Annotated in this window: 13 protein-coding genes; 6 read left to right on the forward strand and 7 right to left on the reverse strand. The window is 71.0% G+C overall.

The features are described 5' to 3' along the window. Nucleotides 1-109: 109 nt before the first annotated feature. The 3 genes from ACZ5NW_RS12310 to nirD are packed head-to-tail and all read left to right on the forward strand — an operon-like array spanning nt 110 to nt 4,280. Nucleotides 110-1,327: an NAD(P)/FAD-dependent oxidoreductase gene (locus ACZ5NW_RS12310; protein ID WP_468743739.1), complete on the forward strand. Its 1,218-nt coding sequence runs from the start codon at nt 110-112 to the stop codon at nt 1,325-1,327. Then, entirely contained in the window at nt 1,327-3,933 is a 2,607-nt protein-coding gene (nirB, locus tag ACZ5NW_RS12315; RefSeq protein ID WP_468743740.1) for a nitrite reductase large subunit NirB, read from the forward strand. The genes ACZ5NW_RS12310 and nirB overlap by 1 nt, the downstream gene beginning before the upstream one ends. Next, complete coding sequence (nirD, locus tag ACZ5NW_RS12320; protein ID WP_468743741.1) at nt 3,930-4,280, forward strand: nitrite reductase small subunit NirD; 351 nt, start codon at nt 3,930-3,932, stop codon at nt 4,278-4,280. Before nirB ends, nirD begins: the two co-directional genes overlap by 4 nt. A 57-nt stretch (nt 4,281-4,337) precedes the next feature. Here nirD and ACZ5NW_RS12325 read toward each other — a convergent pair whose 3' ends face one another. From ACZ5NW_RS12325 to ACZ5NW_RS12350, 6 genes are all read right to left on the reverse strand, one after another. Beyond that, nucleotides 4,338-5,252 (reverse strand): oxidoreductase, encoded by a 915-nt coding sequence (locus ACZ5NW_RS12325; RefSeq protein ID WP_468743742.1) that lies wholly within the window; start codon nt 5,250-5,252, stop codon nt 4,338-4,340. Between the two features lie 128 nt (nt 5,253-5,380). Then, a complete protein-coding gene (locus tag ACZ5NW_RS12330; RefSeq protein ID WP_468743743.1) occupies nt 5,381-7,681 on the reverse strand; it encodes an FtsX-like permease family protein in 2,301 nt (766 codons plus the stop codon). Next, nucleotides 7,678-8,331, reverse strand: a complete 654-nt coding sequence (locus ACZ5NW_RS12335) for an ABC transporter ATP-binding protein (protein ID WP_468743877.1) — start codon at nt 8,329-8,331, stop codon at nt 7,678-7,680. Before ACZ5NW_RS12335 ends, ACZ5NW_RS12330 begins: the two co-directional genes overlap by 4 nt. A gap of 94 nt (nt 8,332-8,425) precedes the next feature. Then, the gene (locus ACZ5NW_RS12340) at nt 8,426-8,866 is read right to left on the reverse strand and encodes a hypothetical protein (RefSeq protein WP_468743744.1); all 441 of its coding nucleotides are present in this window, start codon (nt 8,864-8,866) and stop codon (nt 8,426-8,428) included. Between the two features lie 265 nt (nt 8,867-9,131). Beyond that, nucleotides 9,132-11,879: a pyruvate, phosphate dikinase gene (ppdK, locus tag ACZ5NW_RS12345; RefSeq protein WP_468743745.1), complete on the reverse strand. Its 2,748-nt coding sequence runs from the start codon at nt 11,877-11,879 to the stop codon at nt 9,132-9,134. Between the two features lie 508 nt (nt 11,880-12,387). Then, complete coding sequence (locus ACZ5NW_RS12350) at nt 12,388-13,590, reverse strand: ROK family protein (RefSeq protein ID WP_468743746.1); 1,203 nt, start codon at nt 13,588-13,590, stop codon at nt 12,388-12,390. A 120-nt stretch (nt 13,591-13,710) separates the two neighbouring features. Here ACZ5NW_RS12350 and ACZ5NW_RS12355 point away from each other — a divergent pair, with 120 nt between their 5' ends. From ACZ5NW_RS12355 to ACZ5NW_RS12365, 3 genes are all read left to right on the forward strand, one after another. Then, nucleotides 13,711-15,105 (forward strand): MGH1-like glycoside hydrolase domain-containing protein, encoded by a 1,395-nt coding sequence (locus ACZ5NW_RS12355; protein WP_468743747.1) that lies wholly within the window; start codon nt 13,711-13,713, stop codon nt 15,103-15,105. Between the two features lie 149 nt (nt 15,106-15,254). Beyond that, nucleotides 15,255-17,195 carry an amylo-alpha-1,6-glucosidase gene (locus ACZ5NW_RS12360; protein WP_468743748.1) on the forward strand — a complete coding sequence of 647 codons (1,941 nt, stop codon included), beginning with the start codon at nt 15,255-15,257 and terminating at the stop codon, nt 17,193-17,195. A 209-nt stretch (nt 17,196-17,404) separates the two neighbouring features. Then, nucleotides 17,405-19,171, forward strand: coding sequence for an LTA synthase family protein (locus ACZ5NW_RS12365; RefSeq protein ID WP_468743749.1), 1,767 nt, complete (start codon nt 17,405-17,407; stop codon nt 19,169-19,171). Nucleotides 19,172-19,211: 40 nt separating this feature from the next. Here the strand turns inward: ACZ5NW_RS12365 and dusB are convergent, their stop codons facing one another. Further along, nucleotides 19,212-20,354 (reverse strand): tRNA dihydrouridine synthase DusB, encoded by a 1,143-nt coding sequence (gene dusB, locus ACZ5NW_RS12370; protein ID WP_468743750.1) that lies wholly within the window; start codon nt 20,352-20,354, stop codon nt 19,212-19,214. Nucleotides 20,355-20,361 lie beyond the last annotated feature (7 nt).

A 20,361-nucleotide genomic window follows, 5' to 3' on the forward strand; every position in this document is an offset into this window, starting at 1 on the left:
CGGCCCCGGGAACCCTCACATCCCCGCCCGGCCCCCGCTGAGGGCAGCGTTCCTCGCGGGAAACAGCCGTGATGCGGCCGGGTAACCTCCGCACCGCACGCTCAAGGACATGACCTCGAATACGCGTGTGGTGGTGATCGGCGCCGGCCTCGCGGGCGTACGCCTCGCCCGTCGGCTCGGTGAGCTCGGCACGCCCGCGCTGATCGTCGGCGAGGAGGAGCATCGCCCGTACAACCGGGTCCTGCTCGCCGAGGTGTTGGCCGGCCGCTACTCCCCCGACGTGATCGCGCTGCCCACGCCCGACGGGCTGATCCGGTCCCGGGTCACCGGCATCGACCGCGCCCGCCGCACCGTGACCTGCGCCGACGGCACGGAGATCGCATACGAAACCCTGGTGCTGGCCACCGGGTCCAACCCGGTGCTCCCGCCCCTGCGCGGACTGTTCACGCCCGACCACGAACTCCCCGACGGCGTGCACGCGTTCCGCACCATGGACGACTGCATGGGCCTGTCCAAGGCGGTACGGCCGGGCGTGCGGGCGGTCGTCATCGGCGGCGGCCTCCTCGGGGTCTCCGCGGCCCGCGCCCTCGCGGTGCGCGGCGCCCAGGTCGTCCTCGCCCAGCAGTCCGAGCGACTGATGGAGCGTCAACTCGACCCCAACGCCTCGGCGTTGGTACTGGGACACCTGAAGGACCTGGGCGTCGAGGCGCACACCGAGTGCCGCGTGCGGGACGTGCGCTGCGTCGGCGGCGCGGTCCGCTCCGTCGAGCTGGCCGACGGCTACGCCCTCGACGCCGACCTCGTGGTGCTGGCCTGCGGCGTCCACCCGCGCGTCGGCCTCGCCCAGCAGGCGGGCCTCGCCGTCCACAAGGGCGTCCTCGTCGACGACCATCTGCGCACCTCCGACCCGCACATCCGGGCGATCGGCGACTGCGCCCAGCACGGCGGCGAGCTGTACGGCCTCGCGGCACCCGCGCTGGAACAGGCCGACGTCCTCGCCGAACTGCTCGCGGGGAGCGACCACGCCCGCTACGCCGGCACCCGCGCCCTGACCCGGCTCACCCTGAACGGCCAGGGCACGCCCTTCGACCTCGCCGCGTTCGGCGAGACGGTCCCGCTGCCCGGCGACGACGTCGTCCAACTCACCGACGCCACCCGTGGCACGTACCGCAAGGTCGTCGTCCGCGACGACCGCCTGGTCGGCGGTGTGCTCGTCGGCGAACTCGGCACTGTGGGCGCCCTCGCCCGCGCCTGGGAGGGAGCGGAGCCGCTCCCCTCCGACGGCGCCCCGCTGCTCCACCTGCTCACCAACGATGGAGGCTCCTGATGACCGCCACCCCGGAGGCCACGGAGGCCACCCCCACGATCGTGCTCGTCGGCCACGGCATGGTCGGCCAGCGCTTCCTCGAAGCGCTCGCCGAGCGCGGCCTGACCGCCACGCACCGCGTGGTCGTGCTGTGCGAGGAGCCTCGTCCCGCGTACGACCGCGTGGCGCTCACCTCGTACTTCTCGGGGAAGACGCCCGAGGATCTCTCCCTGACCGACCTGGAGTTCATCAAGGACCACGGCATCGAGCTGTACCTCGGCGACCCCGCGGAGAGCGTCGACCGCGACGCCAGGACGGTCACCGCCCGGTCCGGCCAGGTCTTCGCGTACGACACCCTCGTCCTGGCCACCGGCTCCTACCCCTTCGTACCGCCGGTCCCGAACAAGGACGCCGAGGGCTGCTTCGTCTACCGCACCATCGAGGACCTGCTCGCGATCGAGGAGTACGCGGCGTCGAAGGCCACGGTGGGTGCCGTGGTGGGCGGCGGCCTGCTCGGCCTGGAGGCGGCCGGCGCCCTCAAGGGCCTCGGACTCACCTCCCACATCGTGGAGTTCGCGCCCCGGCTGATGCCCGTCCAGGTCGACGAGGGCGGCGGCGCGGCCCTGCTGCGCACCATCGAGGACATGGGCCTGAGCGTCCACACGGGCGTCGGCACCCAGGAGATCGTCGTCAACGCGTCCGGCGCGGTCACCGGCATGAAGCTGTCCGACGGCTCCGAACTCGCCACGGACATGGTGGTGTTCAGCGCCGGCGTCCGGCCGAGGGACCAACTCGCCCGGGACTGCGGCCTCTCCGTCGGCGAGCGCGGCGGCATCGCCGTGGACGAGCAGTGCCGTACGGTGAGCGACCCGCACGTCTTCGCGATCGGCGAGTGCGCGCTGGCCGCCGACGGCCGGGTGTACGGCCTGGTGGCGCCCGGTTACGAGCAGGCGGAGACTGCGGCCGCGACCATCGCCTCCGACGAGGCCGCGTTCACCGGCGCCGACCTGTCGACCAAGCTGAAGCTGCTCGGCGTGGACGTGGCGTCCTTCGGCGACGCGCACGGCGCGACCGAGGACTGCCTGGACGTCGTCTACTCCGACTCCCGCGCGGGCCTGTACAAGAAGCTGGTCATCGGCCGCGACGGCACCCTGCTCGGCGGCATCCTGGTCGGCGACGCGGAGGCGTACGGCACGCTGCGCGCGTTCACCGGCTCGGTCCCGCCGGTCTCGCCGGAGTCCCTGGTCCTGCCCGCCGGAGCCGGCGCCGGGGCCCAGCTCGGCCCGTCCGCCCTCCCGGACGAGGCGATCATCTGCTCCTGCCACAACGTCAGCAAGGGCGCGATCCGGGGCGCGGTGACGGAGCACTCCTGCACCACGGTCCCCGAGGTCAAGAAGTGCACCAAGGCCGGTACGGGCTGCGGCAGTTGCGTCAAGGTCCTCGGCCAACTGGTCACCGCCGAACTGGAGGCGAGCGGCGTCGAGGTCGACAAGGGCCTGTGCGGCTGCTTCTCCCAGACCCGCGAGGAACTCTACGAGATCGTCCTCGCCCTGCGTATCAACACCTTCCAGGGCCTCCTCGACCGCTACGGCCGCGAGGACGCCCGGGGCGGCGACGGCTGCGAGGTCTGCAAGCCGGCCGTGGCCTCGATCATCGCCTCCCTCGCCCCGACGATCGGCGCGAGCGGCTACGTCCTCGACGGCGAGCAGGCGGCCCTTCAGGACAGCAACGACCACTTCCTCGCCAACCTCCAGAAGAACGGCTCGTACTCGGTCGTCCCGCGCATCCCCGGCGGCGAGATCACCCCCGAGGGCCTGATCACGATCGGCGAGATCGCCCGCGACTTCGGCCTCTACACGAAGATCACCGGCGGCCAGCGCATCGACATGTTCGGCGCGCGCGTCGAGCAACTCCCCCTCATCTGGACTCGATTGGTCGACGCCGGCTTCGAGTCCGGCCACGCCTACGGCAAGGCGCTGCGCACGGTGAAGTCCTGCGTCGGCCAGACGTGGTGCCGCTACGGCGTCCAGGACTCGGTCCGGATGGCGATCGACCTGGAGCTGCGCTACCGGGGCCTGCGCTCCCCGCACAAGCTCAAGTCCGCCGTCTCCGGCTGCGCCCGCGAGTGCGCCGAGGCCCAGTCCAAGGACTTCGGCGTCATCGCCACCTCCAACGGCTGGAACCTGTACGTCGGCGGCAACGGCGGCGCCACCCCGCGCCACGCTGACCTCCTCGCCCAGGACCTCGGCGACGCCGAACTGATCCGCCTCATCGACCGCTTCCTGATGTTCTACATCCGCACCGCCGACCGCCTGGAGCGCACCTCCACCTGGCTGGAGCGGATCCCCGGCGGCCTGGACCACGTACGGGAGGTGGTGGTGGAGGACTCCCTCGGCATCTGCGAGGAACTGGAGTCGCTGATGGCGGCGCATGTCGCGCACTACGCCGACGAGTGGGCGTCGACCATCAACGACCCCGAGAAGCTCGCCCGGTTCGTGTCCTTCGTGAACGCCCCCGACACCCCCGACCCGGTCGTCGGCTTCGTCCCCGAGCGCGACCAGATCAAGCCCGACCTGCCGCTGCTCACCCTTGGCAACCGTCCCCTGGAAGGGAGCGCCCAGCGATGACCCTGGCCCCCGAGACCACCGACCTGAAGGTCCAGATCAAGCTGGACGACGACTGGCTGACGGTCTGCGACCTGAGCCGGCTGCTGCCCGGCAGGGGCGTCGCCGCGCTCCTCCCCGACGGCCGCCAGGTGGCCCTGTTCCGCGACCGCGCGGGCGAGCTGTACGCCATCGACAACCGCGACCCCTTCGGCGGCGCCGCGGTCCTCTCCCGCGGCCTGACCGGCACCCACCGGGGCCGCCCGTTCGTCGCCTCACCCCTCCTCAAACAGCGCTTCGACCTGCTCGACGGCCGCTGCCTGGACGACGAGACGGTGGCGGTGACGACGTACGAGGTGCGGAGCGCCTGAGGAAGGCCGATCGTCGTCCCGAGGGTTTCCGGCTACGGGCTGCTCCCACTGAGCGACTCAGACCCTCAGTTCGCCGTACGTCACCCCGGTGAGCCGCTCTGAGGCCTCCCAGAGCCGCTCGCCCGCCGCGTCCTTGAGCGTCCAGGGCGCCCGCCACGATCGCGCGGGCGCCCCGCGCCACATGGCGAGGGCGGGACCGGTGAAGGAGTCGGGCCGGACGCCGTAGGCGGTGGCCGCGTACAGCGTGGGCAGGGCGCCGGCCTCGGCGGACTGGGCGAGGACGCGGTCGCCGATCGCCAGGAATGCGCGGGTGGCGGGGCCGCCCACGCCGGAGGTGAGCCCAGTGGCCGCGTACCCCGGGTGCGCGCCGGCCGCGACGACATCGGCCCCGGCGGCGGCCAGGCGCCGGGCCAGCTCGTGCGTGAAGAGCAGATTGGCGCTCTTGGAACGGGCGTAGGCGATCCAGGGCCGGTAACTGCGCAGGGAGTTGAGGTCGAGGAAGTCGACGCCGGCGAGGGCGTGCATCATGCTGGAGACGGTGACGACGCGGGACTGCGGGGTCGCGAGCAGGCGGGGCAGGAGGAGCCCGGTGAGGGCGAAGTGCCCGAGATGATTGACCCCGAACTGGCTCTCGAACCCGTCGGCGGTCGTGCCGTACGGAACGGCCATCACCCCGGCGTTGTTGACGAGCAGATCGAGCCGGTCATACGGAAACCCGGCGGCGAACTCCCGCACGGACCTCAGATCAGCGAGATCGAGCAACCGGAACTCGACATCGGCATCCCCGACCTCCCGCCGCACCCGCTCCACGGCACTCTGCCCGCGAGCCGCACTCCGACACGCGACGACCACACGGGCCCCGCGCCGAGCCAGCTCCCGCACCACAACAAACCCAAGCCCCCCATTCCCCCCAGTAACAACAACAACCCGCCCCCGCTGCCCCACAAGATCCCCCACACCCCACCCACCCATAGCCACCTCTCCCTCCACTGATCCCTGCCAGGGTAGAAGGGGGCCTGTTCGCTGGGCGTATGCACATACACCGGGGCGGCAGCCGCAGAACCCGACCCACGACCACCGCCCTGCTCCCTCAGTCCCGCTCAGTCCCGGCGAATGAGCTCAGGATCGATACGCCGACCGACGAGCGGCAACGAACCAAGAGCAGCGACCACCACGGCCCCCAGAGCGGACCCCAGAAGAATCGGCACCCCGTCCCCGTCCCAGAAGATCACACCACCCCCGGTCACGAGATAACTCGACTCGGCAGCCTTCCCCAACACCACAGCCAGAACCAACCCGACCCCCAGGGGCAGCACCACTTGAGCGACCTGCACGGCTCGCAGGGTGCCGGGACGCGCGCCGATGAGCGCCAGAGCGGTGACCTGAGGACGCCGCTCGACAGCCCGGTCGGCGGCCGCCACGAGGTACGCCGCTACGCCGATGACGAGGCCCAGGACCATGCCCATGGCCAGGAGGGTTCTGACAATGGAGACCTGCTCAAGAGAGTCGACGTTGTAACCCGAGGGCTCGACAGCCACGGTCGGGGCCACGCCTCCAATACCGTCGAGGACGGAACGAACGGTGTCCGCGTCTGGGGAGCTGACCAAAGTGAGGGTGCCCGACTCGGGACGGAAGCCGGGGGGCAGGAACGAGGGTGGTAGCAGGACGTCGCCACTGCTTAGGGCCGAGGTGCCGGGGTCATCGTTGAAACGCACGACGTGCCGAGGGACCTCAACGGACTTCACACGCCGTTCGCCTCGTACGTCGACGAGATGGAACGGGAACTCCGCTCCGGGCTTGCTGTCCACCGAAACGCTTTGCTCAGGATTGACGAGAAGCGCGGGCTGGCCATCAACACAGTGCCCCAGCCTCGCGACCACAGGGCGCAGTTGAGCACAGGTGCCGATGACAGCATTGATCGACGGATCGAGGTCACCGTCGCCCACCTTCGTCCATGAATCCGCCGTCACCACATGACCCGACACTCCCGGGACGTTCTCGAAAGCCCGCTGTTCACCCGGAGTGACGGCCGCCACGTCGATGCGGTACACCTGCACACTCGCCGTGTTCTTGGTGACTTGGTCGAGCTCGATCAACACCCCCTGCACGAGTGAGGCGGCGAAGACCAGAAGAACCAGACCGGTGGCGACGCGCAGGGCACCTCCCGCTTCCATCTCGTTGCGGCGCATGGCGAGGCCGAGTGAAACCGAGCGGGTCGACCGGGCGAGACGCCGGGCGAGGTACTGCGAGATCAGCGGCAACGTCAGAGCCAGTCCGGTGCCCACGAGGAGCACGGCGAGCGGCATCAGGATCGACGACACCTTGGTGTCGCGCGGTGCGTGGCCCGTGACGCCGGCCACGCAGTAGCCCGCCATGATGCCGAGTCCTGGAAGAAGCGGCAGCAGCCCCCACTTGCTCGGCTGCTTCGCCCCGGCGCCGCGCCGGACCTCCAGGGGATTGTCGGCGGCCCGGCGGACACCGGCTCGTCCCACGAACCAGGCCAGCGCGGGGCATCCCACCAGGCACAGCAACATCGTGGCCCCGGTGAGTGACCCATCTCCGGGGTACCACTTGAACCCGGGCAGCCCGATCCGGGCCATGGACTGGTTCAACAGCCAGTACAGGCCCAGCCCGAGCGTCGCGCCGAGCACTGCGGCGGCCACGGTCTCGGTGGCGTTGACGCGCTGAACACCCTTCTTGCTCAGCCCCAGCAGCCGCAGCGCCGCCAGACGACGCGCCCTTGTCGCGGCGGAGAGTCGGGAACACACGGAGAGGAAGACGCCGAGCGGGACGAGAACGACCGCAGCCAGGGTGAATCGGACGATGTCGAGCGCCGAGGACTCCACGGCGGGAAACCAGGCCCGTGACGTCCCGAACCGGTTTACCGGCTGCCCGGTCCCCTTCAGTACCTCGCGCTCCACACCGATGTATGCGTACAACTCGTCCGGACGGGCCAGCCCAGAGGGGGCGATCCGCCCTCGCTCCCGACCGGGAAGAAGTTGGGCGACGCCCGGCTGCTCTCGGAGCACTTCGTGCAGCCGGGGGGAGAGGAACACTTCTCCGGGCGCGGGAATCGCGTTCAGCCCCGGCGGCGGCTCGGCGGGGGCGGTGCCCCGAGCGAGGAAGACCCGTGTCATGCGGTGGGAGCCATAAGGGTCGGTACGGGTGAGCAGCAGGGCGGCCCGGTTACCCGAACCGCACAGGTCGTGGTCGTCCGTCACGCAGTCCGGCTGCCGTGCCGCCTGCCGTGCGTCCTGTGCTGCCAGGATGCCGGGAATGGTGAGGACCAGGGCCAGGCAGCACACGCCCACCGCGCCGCCCAGAACCATGAGGACGAAGCGCGTCCGGTTGCCGCGCCCGTTGCCCAGCAACAGGCGTACACCTAGGAGGAGTTCCCTCACGACACCTCCCTCGCCCGCAGGGCCAGCTCACCGTCGCGCATCATGTAATGGGTGTCTGCCCGGGAAGCGACTTCGTTGTCGTGCGTAACGAGCACGACGGCCGTGCCTTGCGAGCGCGCCAGCGACAGAAACTCCTCCAGGACCGTGATGGCGTTGGCGCTGTCGAGCGAGCCAGTCGGTTCGTCGGCGAAAACCACGGCCGGCCGGTGGACCAACGCGCGTGCCACCGCGACGCGTTGGCTCTGCCCGCCGGACACCTGCGAGGGCCTGCGCTGCCGCAGGTCGGCGAGTCCCAGTCGCCCCAGGACGTTCCCGGCGGCAGCGAGTGCCTCCGATTTCCGTTGGCCGGCCAGACGCAACGGCAGAGCGGCGTTCTCCTCCACGGTCAGCTCAGGCAGCAGTTCGCCGTACTGGAAGACGAAGCCGAATCGCTCGCGGCGCAGCTGACTCAGTTCCTCGTCGTCGAGTTCGGCGAGGTTGCGGCCCTCGAAACACACCTCGCCACGAGCGACAGGCAACACCCCCGCCAGGCAGTACAGCAGTGATGACTTGCCGGAGCCGCTCTGCCCGGTGATCGCCACTACCTCCCCTGGCCTCACACCGATGTTGGCGCCGCGTACCGCCGCGGTGTCACCGTAGAAGAGGTCGATCCCTTTGGCGGCCAATACCTCTGATGTATTGATGACGTTCCCCTTGCACAAGCAGAGCCCGAACACAGTCCGGGCTCACGCGTTTGACCCGGTCTCAGTGCCTGTGGTGCCTGGCGTACTTGGGGTTCTCAAAATGCTGGGCGGGCGTGCAGTTGTCAGGCTGAAGGCTTCCCTTGTCACGGCACGCGCGGATGTAAGCGTGGTGTGTGTCGAGTTGGGCGCCGTCCCAGTTCATCTGGTGCATCGAGACCGTCTTGCCCTGCTTGCCGCTGTAGCGCACCCACTTGTGGCCCTCCACACGCACCTGCATGTAGACGTTGTGGCCGTCGTGCTCCCCGGTGTCCTGAAGTTTGCCCTTCCATTCGAAGGAACCGTGATTCCTGTCCGCCGGATTGAATCGGTACTGGCCGTCGAAGAAGGAGACGCCACCCCCTTCCATGTCCGACATGGCGTGCCACTCACCTGCCCCCAAGGCAGTCCCCGCACCTGTCAGAAACGCTCCAGCCGCCAACAGACCGGCCACGATCTTGCGCATCCCACACCTCTCCGAGTCCCCCGGTAGCCCCTGCGACCACCGGGACTACAGAACGTAATGGATGCGTTACGCGGCGAATCCTTCCCTCTTCAAAACTGCCATCACATCAAGTGATCGAGTTTCAGACAGTGGCCGAACACCGAAGGGCGGCACCCCCGCACAGGGTGCCGCCCTTCTTCTTGCGTGCCGGAGCCGCCGCCGATCGGTGAGGGTCGGGGACCGTACGGCGGCTCCGGGGTTGGTGGGGGCCCGAGTGGGCCCCTGTTCAGCGGTGGTCGCTGCCCTGGGACTCCGTTGCCGCGCGGCCTGCCTCCAGGCGGGCCACCGGGATGCGGAAGGGGGAGCAGGAGACGTAGTCCAGGCCCACCTCGTGGAAGAAGTGGACGGACTCCGGGTCGCCGCCGTGTTCGCCGCAGACGCCGAGCTTGATGTCGGGGCGGGTCTCGCGGCCCGCCTGGGCCGCCGCCTTGACCAGGGCGCCGACGCCGTCCTTGTCGATCGTCTCGAAGGGGGACACTCCGAAGATGCCCTTCTCCAGGTACGCCGTGAAGAAGGACGCCTCCACGTCGTCCCGGCTGAAGCCCCACACCGTCTGGGTGAGGTCGTTCGTGCCGAAGGAGAAGAACTCCGCGGCCTCCGCGATCTGACCGGCGGTCACCGCGGCGCGGGGCAGTTCGATCATCGTGCCGATCGACAGCTTCAGGTCCGTACCGGTCGCCGCCTCCACCTCCGCGATGACCCGGTCGGCCTCCTCGCGGACGATCTCCAGCTCCTGGACCGTGCCCACCAGCGGGATCATGATCTCCGCGCGCGGGTCGCCCTTCGCGTTCTTGCGTTCCGCCGCCGCTTCCGCGATCGCCCGGACCTGCATGGTGAACAGGCCGGGGATGACGAGGCCGAGGCGTACGCCTCGCAGGCCCAGCATCGGGTTCTGCTCGTGCAGGCGGTGGACCGCCTGGAGGAGGCGCAGGTCGTTCTCGTGCGGCTCCTGGCGGGACTCGGCGAGGGCCACGCGGACCGACAACTCGGTGATGTCCGGCAGGAACTCGTGCAGCGGGGGGTCCAGGAGACGGACCGTCACCGGCAGGCCGTCCATCGCGGAGAGCAGCTCCACGAAGTCCTTCTTCTGCAGCGGCAGCAGCTGCTGGAGAGCGTGCTCGCGCTCCTCCTCCGTGTCGGCGAGGATCAGCCGCTCGACCAGCTCACGCCGGTCGCCGAGGAACATGTGCTCGGTGCGGCACAGGCCGATGCCCTGGGCGCCGAAGCGGCGGGCGCGCAGCGCGTCCTCGGCGTTGTCCGCGTTCGCGCGGACGCGCAGCCGGCGCTTGCGGTCGGCGAACGCCATGATGCGGTGCACGGCCTCGACCAGTTCGTCGGCGTCCTGGGCGCCCGCGTGCATCCGGCCCTCGAAGTACTCCACCACCGGGGAGGGTACGACCGGGACCTCGCCGAGGTAGACCTTGCCGCTCGAACCGTCGATGGAGATGACGTCGCCTTCCTCCACCACGTGGCCGCCCGGCACCGTCATCCGGCGGCGCTTGGTGTCGACCTCCAGCTCCTCGGCGCCGCAGACACACGTCTTGCCCATGCCCCGGGCCACCACGGCGGCGTGCGAGGTCTTGCCGCCGCGGCTGGTCAGGATGCCCTCCGCCGCGATCATGCCGTCGAGGTCGTCGGGGTTGGTCTCCCGGCGGACCAGGATGACCTTCTCGCCCGAACGCGACCACTTCACCGCGGTGTACGAGTCGAACACCGCCTTGCCGACCGCCGCGCCCGGGGACGCCGCGATGCCCCGGCCCACCTGCTCGGTCTTCGCGTGCTCGTCGAAGCGGGGGAACATCAGCTGGGCGAGCTGGGCGCCGGTGACCCGCTGCAGGGCCTCCGTCTCGTCGATCAGGCCCTGGTCGACCAGCTGGGTCGCGATACGGAAGGCGGCGCCCGCCGTGCGCTTGCCGACACGCGTCTGGAGCATCCACAGCTGGCCGCGCTCGATCGTGAACTCGATGTCGCACAGGTCCTTGTAGTGGTTCTCCAGCGTCTCCATGATCTGCATCAGCTGGTCGTACGACTTCTTGTCGATCTGCTCCAGCTCGGCGAGGGGGACGGTGTTGCGGATGCCCGCGACCACGTCCTCGCCCTGGGCGTTCTGCAGGTAGTCGCCGTAGACGCCCTGGTGGCCGGAGGCGGGGTCGCGGGTGAAGGCGACGCCGGTGCCGGAGTCGGGGCCGAGGTTGCCGAAGACCATCGAGCAGACGTTGACGGCCGTGCCCAGGTCACCGGGGATGCGCTCCTGGCGGCGGTACAGCTTGGCCCGGTCGCCGTTCCAGGAGTCGAACACCGCCTTGATCGCGAGGTCCATCTGCTCGCGCGGGTCCTGCGGGAAGTCGCGGCCGGTCTCCTTCTTGACGATCTTCTTGAAGGTGGTGACCAGCTTCTTGAGGTCGGCGGCCTCCAGGTCGGTGTCGACGACGACCTTCTTGGCTTCCTTGGCCTTGTCGAGCGCCTCCTCGAAGAGGTCGCCGTCGACGCCGAGGACGGTCTTGCCGAACATCTGGATGAGGCGGCGGTAGGAGTCCCACGCGAAGCGGTCGTCGCCGGCCTGGGCGGCCAGGCCCTGGACCGACTTGTCGGAGAGGCCGATGTTCAGGACCGTGTCCATCATGCCGGGCATGGAGAACTTGGCGCCGGAGCGCACCGAGACCAGCAGCGGGTTGTCGGCCTGGCCCAGCTTCTTGCCCATGCGCTGCTCCAGCGCGTCGAGGTGCGCACTCACCTCGTCACGCAGTGCCGCGGGCTCCTCGCCGCTCTCCAGGTAGACCTTGCAGGCCTCCGTGGTGATCGTGAAGCCGGGCGGGACCGGAAGGCCCAGGTTGGTCATCTCGGCGAGGTTGGCGCCCTTGCCGCCGAGGAGGTCCTTGAGGTCCTTGTTGCCCTCGGTGAAGTCGTAAACGAACTTCACGCCCTCAACGCTCTCGCCCTGTACGGCTACCTGGGGTTCTTTGTTTTCCGACACGGGTCTCGACTCCTCGAGGACGCGGTGGCTGCCCTGACGGCGAGGAACATACCCAGATCGAAGGCGCCTGGGTACGTCCACTCGTGCGTCATGTGCCTGTAACCAGCCGTCCGCCACCGGATCGAAAGTCAAGGCTTGGCAAGCAATCGACGCCACCTGTCTTTACTTCTTGAACACTGCGGTCCCTCGACCAGCGGCATCGCGCTCAGATGAGCGGCTTTCGGCACGCCTGAGTTCGATCGATGAACGATCAAGGGGTGGCACTCAGTGCCACCCCTTCCAGAAGTGCAGTCGCTCGTGATCCGCTCATCTGAGCGCAACCCTTATCAAGGGTGGTGAGAATCACGCCGGGCGGGGCGGCCTGATTTCACCATGCGGACGGGTTCCCGGGCAGGAAATACGTATGTCACATGACTACTCTCCGTCACGCCCCGAGGGCGCGCAACCGCTACGACCCCGGCCGCCCGCGACCGCTCCAGCCGACCGCCGACGACCGCCCGCGACCGCTCTACACCCCGAGCGCCAGCAACCGCTCCTCGACCCGTTCCGGCGCGTACAGGTGTTCCACCACCAGTGCCCCGGCCCCGACCAGCCCCGCCCGCTCCCCCAGCCGCGAGGTCACCACGTCCAGATGGGCCGTCGAACGCGGCAGCGCCCGCTGGTACAGCAGCTCCCGTACGCCCGTGACGAACGGCGTCCCGGCCAGGTCCCCGGCGATCATCAGCACGCCGGGGTTCAGCAGGGTCACCACGGTCGACAGGACCTCCCCGACCCGCCGGCCGGCCTCCCGGGCCAGCGCCATCGCCTCGGGATGCCCCGCCGCCAGCAGCTGCCGTACGTCCGAACCCGACGCCGCCGGCACCCCGGCCGCCGCCAGCCGACGGGCCACGGCGCCACCGCTCGCGAGGGCGGCGAGACAGCCGTAGGAGCCGCAGCGGCACAGGGCCTCGGCGCCCTCGGGGACGCGGATGTGCCCGATGTCCCCGGCGCCGCCGTCGATCCCCCGGTAGATGGAGCCGCCGACCACCACGCCCGCGCCGATACCCGTGGAGACCTTGATCAGCACGAACGCCGAGCAGTCGGGGTAGGACGTGCGCTGCTCGCCGTAGGCCATGAGGTTGGCGTCGTTGTCGACCAGGACAGGGACCGTGGGGGCGCCCGTGTGCTCGGTGAGGGCCCGGGCGAGGCGGCCCCGTATGTCGTAGCCGTCCCAGCCGGGCATGATCGGCGGCTGGACGACCCGGCCGGTCTCCCGGTCCACCGGGCCGGGCACGGCGAGTCCGATGCCGCAGACCTCGTGCGGCCCGTGCCCCGCCCGCTCCAGCAGCTCCGCGAACCAGCGGCCCAGCTCGCCCAGCACCGCGTCCGGGCCGTCCTCGATGACGAGGGTGCCGGTGTGCTCGGCGAGCAGTTCGCCGGTGAGGGTGAGGACGGCCGCGCGCGCGTGGCGGGTGTCCAGGTCGGCGGCGAGGACGATCGCGTGGGCGTCGTCGAACTCCAGGGTGATGGAAGGGCGTCCGCCGAGCGGGGAGTCGACCGGGCCGCCCGCGCCCTCGCGCAGCCAGCCCGCGCGGAAGAGCCGGTCCAGCCGCTGGCCGACCGTGGCGCGCGAGAGTCCGGTGGCCTGTTGCAGCGCGCCGCGTGTGGTGGCCCGGCCGCTGCGGACCAGCTCCAACAGTTCTCCGGCGCTTGCCTGACCCCGACTCGTCATGCGCACCCCCTTGTGTTTCTCAAGTTTGCATTACATATTGAGTTTTGCGTGTTAAATAGACGTAACCCTACGGTAGCCACAGCCGAACCCGTCGACTGAGACAGCATCGGGGAGCCCCGAGTGGATCGCACCGCCCAGCTCACTGCCCGCGCGGCCGAGCACGCCCTTGTATACGGTCCGGCGTCCCCGCCCGGGTCGCTGCACCTCAGGGCGGTGGACGTCCTCGACGGCAACTGGACGGGAACGTCCACGGTGCCCTCGCGCTCCCTGTATCCGCACCAGTGGTCCTGGGACTCCGCGTTCATCGCGATCGGGCTCCGCCATGTCTCGCCGCTGCGGGCGCAGACCGAGCTGGAGACGCTGCTGGACGCCCAGTGGGGCGACGGGCGGGTGCCGCACATCGTGTTCAACCCCTCCGTCCCGCTCGACGCCTACTTCCCGAGCCCCGACTTCTGGCGCTCCTCGACCGCGGGGCGCGCTGCGGGCGCCCCGCGCACCGTACAGACCTCCGGGATCGTGCAGCCACCGGTGCACGCGCTCGCGGCCTGGCTGGTGCACCGCTCCGACCCCGGGCTGTCGCGGGCGCGCGGCTTCCTCGCCCGGATGTATCCCCGGCTGGCCGCCTGGCACCGCTATCTGCTGCACCGGCGCGACCTGGGCGGGGGCGGGCTGGTGTCCGTCGTGCACCCCTGGGAACAGGGTATGGACAACAGCCCCAGCTGGGACGCCCCGCTCGCCCGGGTCAGGCCCGCCCCGGCCCGCTCCTTCCGCCGCGCCGACCTCGCCCACGGCGCGCCCGAGGACCGGCCCACGGATCTGGACTACGGGCGGTACGTACGGCTGGCGGCCGACTACCGGGACGGCGGATACGCCGACGGGGACAGAGGGGCCGCCCGCCGGGCCCCCGCGGGCGGCGACTTCGCCGTCGAGGACCCGGCCTTCAACGCCCTGCTCGTCGCCTCCGAGCACGCGCTCGCCCGCATCGCGCACGAGCTCGGAGCGACGGGCACGGCCCGCCACGCGCGCGCGGAGCGGCTGACCGGCGCGATGCTCGACCGGCTGTGGGACCCGGCGGAGGGCATGTTCCTCTGCCGGGACGTGCGCACGGACACCCTGATCCCCGAGCGCGGGGTCTCCGGACTCGTGCCGCTGCTGCTGCCCGGCCTGCCGCGCGAGGTGGTCGCCGCCGTCGTACGGACCCTGCGCGGCCCCCGCTTCGGGCTCGGCACCACCACCCGTCTGGTGCCCAGCTACGACCTGCTCGGCGAGGCCTTCGACCCGCACCGCTACTGGCGCGGGCCCGCCTGGTTCAACACGAACTGGCTGCTGGAGCGGGGCCTGAGGCTGCACGGCGAGACGGCCCGCGCGGACGCGCTGCGCGAGGCCGCCCTGGACATCGCGGGCACGTCGGACTTCGCGGAGTACGTCGACCCGCGCACCGGCGAGCCCTGCGGCGCGACCCGCTTCGGCTGGACGGCCGCTCTCACGCTCGACCTGCTGCACGGCACCGACTGACCGCACGGCACCGCACCGCACGCACCAAACGCACCGCACCGCACCGCACCGCACCGCACCGCACCGCACCGACTGACCGCGCCACGCGTCGACCGCGTCACGCATCGCCGTACGGCGGGAACAACTGGATTCAAGGGAGGGGACCGGGGATGACGGACCGGCATCATCTGCTCGTGTACGGCGGGACGTTCGCCGCCGTCGACGACCGCGGGGACATCAGCGGCGTACGGAGCACCGGCTCCGCCCCGCAAGGGTGGTTCGTCCGCGACGGACGGCACCTCAGCCGCTGGCAGCTGACCGTCGACGGGGCGGTGCCCGAGCCGCTCACGCCGGTCGCCGACGGGGACACCGCGCGCTGTGTCCTCGTCCCGCGCGGCGGCCGCAACGAGCCGCCGTCCTGCACGGTCTTCCGGGAACAGGCCGTCGGCGAGAACGCGTTCGTGGAGTCGCTGCGCGTCACCAGCAACCGCCCGGTGCCCACCACGGTGCGGCTCGCGGTCACCGTCGACGCCGACTTCACCGACCAGTTCGAACTCCGCTCCGACCACCGCACCTACGCCAAGACCGGCGCCGTCCGCCGCCGCCAGGTCCTCGACCACGGCGTGGAGTTCACCTACCAGCGCGGCGAATGGCGCTCCTGTACGACGGTGACGTCCGACCCCTCCCCGGACGCCGTCGAGGAGACCGGCACCGGCGCCCGCCGCCTGGTCTGGAGGGTGGACCTGGAGCCGCACGGCACCGTCGAGCTGACCCTGCGGGTGATCGCCCGGCCGCACGGCGACAAGCGGGCCCTGCGTGTGCCCCGCTCCCCGGCCGCGCTGGCCGGTCAAGTCCTCGCCGCCGAGGAGAGGTTCATGGAGGGCGTGGCCTTCCCGACCGGCTGGCCCGAGCTGGCGGCGGCCTGCGCGCGGGGCCTCGCCGACCTCGCGACGCTCCAGGTCCCGGCGACCGGCCCGGACGGGGAGGAGCTGCGGGTACCGGCGGCCGGCGCCCCCTGGTTCCTCACCCTGCTGGGCCGCGACGCCCTCCTGACCTCGCTGTTCGCCCTCCCCTACCGCCCCCGTCTGGCGGCCGCCACGCTCCCCGCCCTCGCCGCCGCGCAGGCCACCGAGACCGGCCGGCACGCGGTCGCGCAGCCCGGCAAGATCGTGCACGAGGTGCGGCACGGCGAGCTGGCCCACTTCGGGCAGGTGCCGTTCGGCCGCTACTACGGCTCGGTGGACGCGACACCGCTGTTCCTCGTCCTGCTGGGCGCGTACGTCGAGCGGACCGGGGACAGCGCGCTCGCCCGCCGGCTGGAGCCCAACGCCCGCGCGGCGATCGGCTGGATGCTGGACCACGGCGGGCTCACCACGCGCGGCTACCTGGTGTACCGGGCCGACGAGGGCGGCCTCGCCAACCAGAACTGGAAGGACTCCCCCGGCGCGATCTGCTCCGCCGACGGCACCCGGGCGGTCGGTCCGGTGATGGCGGCGGGCGCGCAGGGATACGCCTACGACGCGCTGCGCCGCACGGCCTGGCTGGCGCGGACGGTGTGGCAGGACGAGACGTACGCGGCCCTGCTGGAGCAGGCGGCCGCCGATCTGCGCGACCGCTTCCAGCGGGACTTCTGGATGCGCGAGCAGTCCTTCCCGGCGCTGGCCCTGGACGGCAAGGGCCGCCAGGTGGACGCGCTGGCCTCCGACGCCGGGCATCTGCTGTGGTCCGGGCTGCTCGACAAGGAGTACGGCGAGGTGGTGGGGCGGCGCCTGCTGGAGCCCGACTTCTTCTCGGGGTGGGGCGTGCGGACGCTGGCCGCGGGGCAGGCGGCGTATCACCCGCTGTCGTATCACCGGGGGTCGGTGTGGCCGCACGACAACGCGCTGATCACGCTGGGGCTGGCGCGGTACGGGCTGCATGACGAGGCCCGGACGGTGGCGCACGCCTTGGTGGACGCGGCGAGCGCGACGGGGCATCGGTTGCCGGAGGTGCTGGCCGGGTACGGCCGGGACACCCACCCGGAGCCCGTGCCGTATCCGCACGCGTGTGTGCGGGAGTCGCGGTCTGCCGCCGCGCCGCTTGCTTTGCTGACTGCGGTTGGGGGCGCCTGAGCGAAGGGGGCTCTGGGTCATCGTGCGAGTGCGGGTCCGTTGTGGCTTGGCGCGCAGTTCCCCGCGCCCCTTGCGGGGCGTTGTTTGCACGGTGTTTGCCCGAAACCGCTGAACAGGGGGTCCCAGCACGCCGTACGACACTGTGGCGGGTCCGATCCCCCCACGTCGGATCCGCCCCACGACCGGGCTTCGTACGGAAGGACCCTCGGGTGTCTGTCTCCACACCTCATCGCCCTGTGCCTGCCGAGGCGGAGGCAGACGCGCCCGGGTCCGCACCCGTCTCGCTGCGGGGGCGCCTCGCGGCGCGGCTTCCCCGGTGGCCGGACTGGCGGTCGCGGTATCCGCGGGTCGCCCGGGGGGTGTGGTGGACGACCACGGCGCTCTCCGTGGTCCTCGTCCTCGGGGCCATGCTGATGCCGTCCACGATGAACGCGCTCCAGCCGCGGACGTTTCTGCGGCTGCCCGCGGAGGCGATCGTCATGGCCGCCGTGCTGATCGCGCTGCCACGCCGGCCGCGGATCGCGGCGGCGGTGCTCGGCGGGTTCGGGCTGGCCGCGCTGACCGTGCTGAACCTGCTGAACATCGGCTTCGGGGAGTACCTCGGCCGGGGCTTCAACGCGGTGCTCGACTGGGAGCTGCTGGACGACGCGCAGTCGTACGTCGCCGACTCGATGGGGCGCACGACCGCGATCGCGGCGACGGTCGGGCTGATCGCGCTCGTCGCCGCGCTGTTCGCGGTGATGGCGGCGGCCGTGGTACGGATCGGGACGATCCTGGGGCGCGACCCTCGGGCCTCGACCCGGGCCACCCTCGTCGCCTGCACGGCCTGGGTGACCTGCTCCATCCTGGCGATCCAGGTCGGCGGCCAGCCGCTCGCCGTCTCCCGCGCCGCCCACGCGGCGAACGTGCAGGCCAACCTGGTGCGGGCCACCTTGCGCGACGAGGCCGCGTTCGCGAAGGAGGCGCGGGCGGACTCCTTCGGCAACACCCCGCCCGACCAGCTGGTGCCCGATCTGCGCGGCAAGGACGTCGTCTTCACGTTCATCGAGAGCTACGGCCGCAGCGCGATCGAGGACCCGATCATGGCGCCCGGCGTGGACAGCACACTGGCGTCGAGCACCGCGGCGCTCGCGAAGGCCGGCTATCACGCGAAGAGCGGCTGGCTGACCTCGGCGACCTACGGCGGCAGCAGCTGGCTCGGCCACTCCTCCACCCTGTCGGGACTGTGGATCGACAACCAGCAGCGCTACCGCACGGTGATGGCGAGCGACCACCTGTCCCTGACCAAGGCGTTCCAGAAGACCGGCGCCTGGGACACGGTCGGCATCATGCCGGGTGTGCAGAAGGGCTGGCCGGAGCAGAGCTACTACGGCCTCGACAAGGTCTACAACGCCTTCCAACTGGGCTATCAGGGGCCGAAGTTCAGCTGGTCGACGATGCCCGACCAATACGCGCTGGAGGCGTTCCAGCGGCAGGTGCACGGCAAGCCGCACGACAAGCCGCTGATGTCGGAGATCATCCTGACGTCGAGTCACCAGCCCTGGGCGCCGATCCCGAAGATGGTCGGCTGGGACGAGCTGGGCGACGGCTCGCTGTTCGGCCCGATCCAGAAGGCGGGCAAGAAGGCGAGCAACGTGATCGCCGACAGCACGGCCTCCCGCGAGGAGTACGGCAAGTCGATCCAGTACTCGGTGACCGCGCTCACCCAGTGGCTGGAGCGCTACGGCACCGACGACACCGTCCTCGTCTTCCTCGGCGACCATCAGCCGATCGCCCGGGTCAGCGGCAGCCACGCCAGCCGGGACGTGCCGATCTCCATCGTCGCCAAGGATCCCAAGGTGCTGGAGAAAATCAGCGGCTGGAAGTGGACGGACGGGCTGCGGCCCGCGCACAACGCGCCGGTGTGGAAGATGGACGCCTTCCGCGACCGCTTCCTGACGGCGTACGGCTCGACGCCGCACCCGAAGAAGAACTAGGGCAGGCCCTGCCGGCGGCTGACCGGCCGCGGTAGGCCGGTCAGCCGCCGGAGGTGTCCAGTTCGGCGTCCTCGCCGACACCGGCGCAGTCGTAGGGGTCCTTCAGCCAGCCGTCGGGCAGCACCACGCGGTTGTTGCCGGAGGTACGGCCGCGCGGCCCGTCGGCGCCGGCCGGCCAGGGCTGGTCGAGGTCCAACTCGTCGAGGCCGGCGCGGAGTTCGGCGAGGGACGAGGTGATCGCGAGCTTCTTGCGCATCTCGGAGCCGACCGCGAAGCCCTTGAGGTACCAGGCGACGTGCTTGCGGAAGTCGATGACGCCCCGCGCCTCGTCGCCGATCCACTCGCCGAGCAGGGTGGCGTGCCGGACCATGACATCGGCGACCTGGCGCAGGGCGGGCCGGGCGAGGTCGCCCGCGCGCCCCTCGAAGGCGGCGACCAGGTCGGCGAAGAGCCACGGCCGGCCCAGGCAGCCGCGCCCGACGACGACGCCGTCGCACCCGGTCTCGCGCACCATGCGCAGGGCGTCCTCGGCGGACCAGATGTCGCCGTTGCCGAGGACGGGGATCTCCGGGACGTGCTCCTTCAGCCGGGCGATGGCCTCCCAGTCGGCGGTGCCGCCGTAGTGCTGGGCGGTCGTACGGCCGTGCAGGGCGATGGCGCTCACGCCCTCCTCGACGGCGATGCGGCCGGCGTCGAGGTAGGTGAGGTGGTCGTCGTCGATGCCCTTGCGCATCTTCATGGTGACGGGCAGGTCCCCGGCCCCGGCGACGGCCTCGCGCAGGATGCCGCGCAGCAGGTTGCGCTTGTACGGGAGGGCCGAGCCGCCGCCCTTGCGGGTGACCTTCGGGACGGGGCAGCCGAAGTTGAGGTCGATGTGGTCGGCGAGGTCCTCTTCCGCGATCATGCGGACGGCCTTGCCGACGGTGGCCGGGTCGACGCCGTAGAGCTGGATGGACCGGGGCTGCTCGCTCGCGTCGAAGTGGATGAGCTGCATGGTCTTCTCGTTGCGCTCGACCAGCGCCCGCGTGGTGATCATCTCGCTGACGAACAGCCCCTTGCCGCCGCTGAACTCCCGGCACAGGGTGCGGAAGGGCGCGTTGGTGATCCCGGCCATGGGGGCCAGGACGACGGGGGGCTGGACGGTGTGCGGGCCGATCCGGAGGGGCGAGGCGGTCGTGGGCATTCCCCCA

This window comes from Streptomyces sp. NPDC032126 (assembly GCF_055580085.1).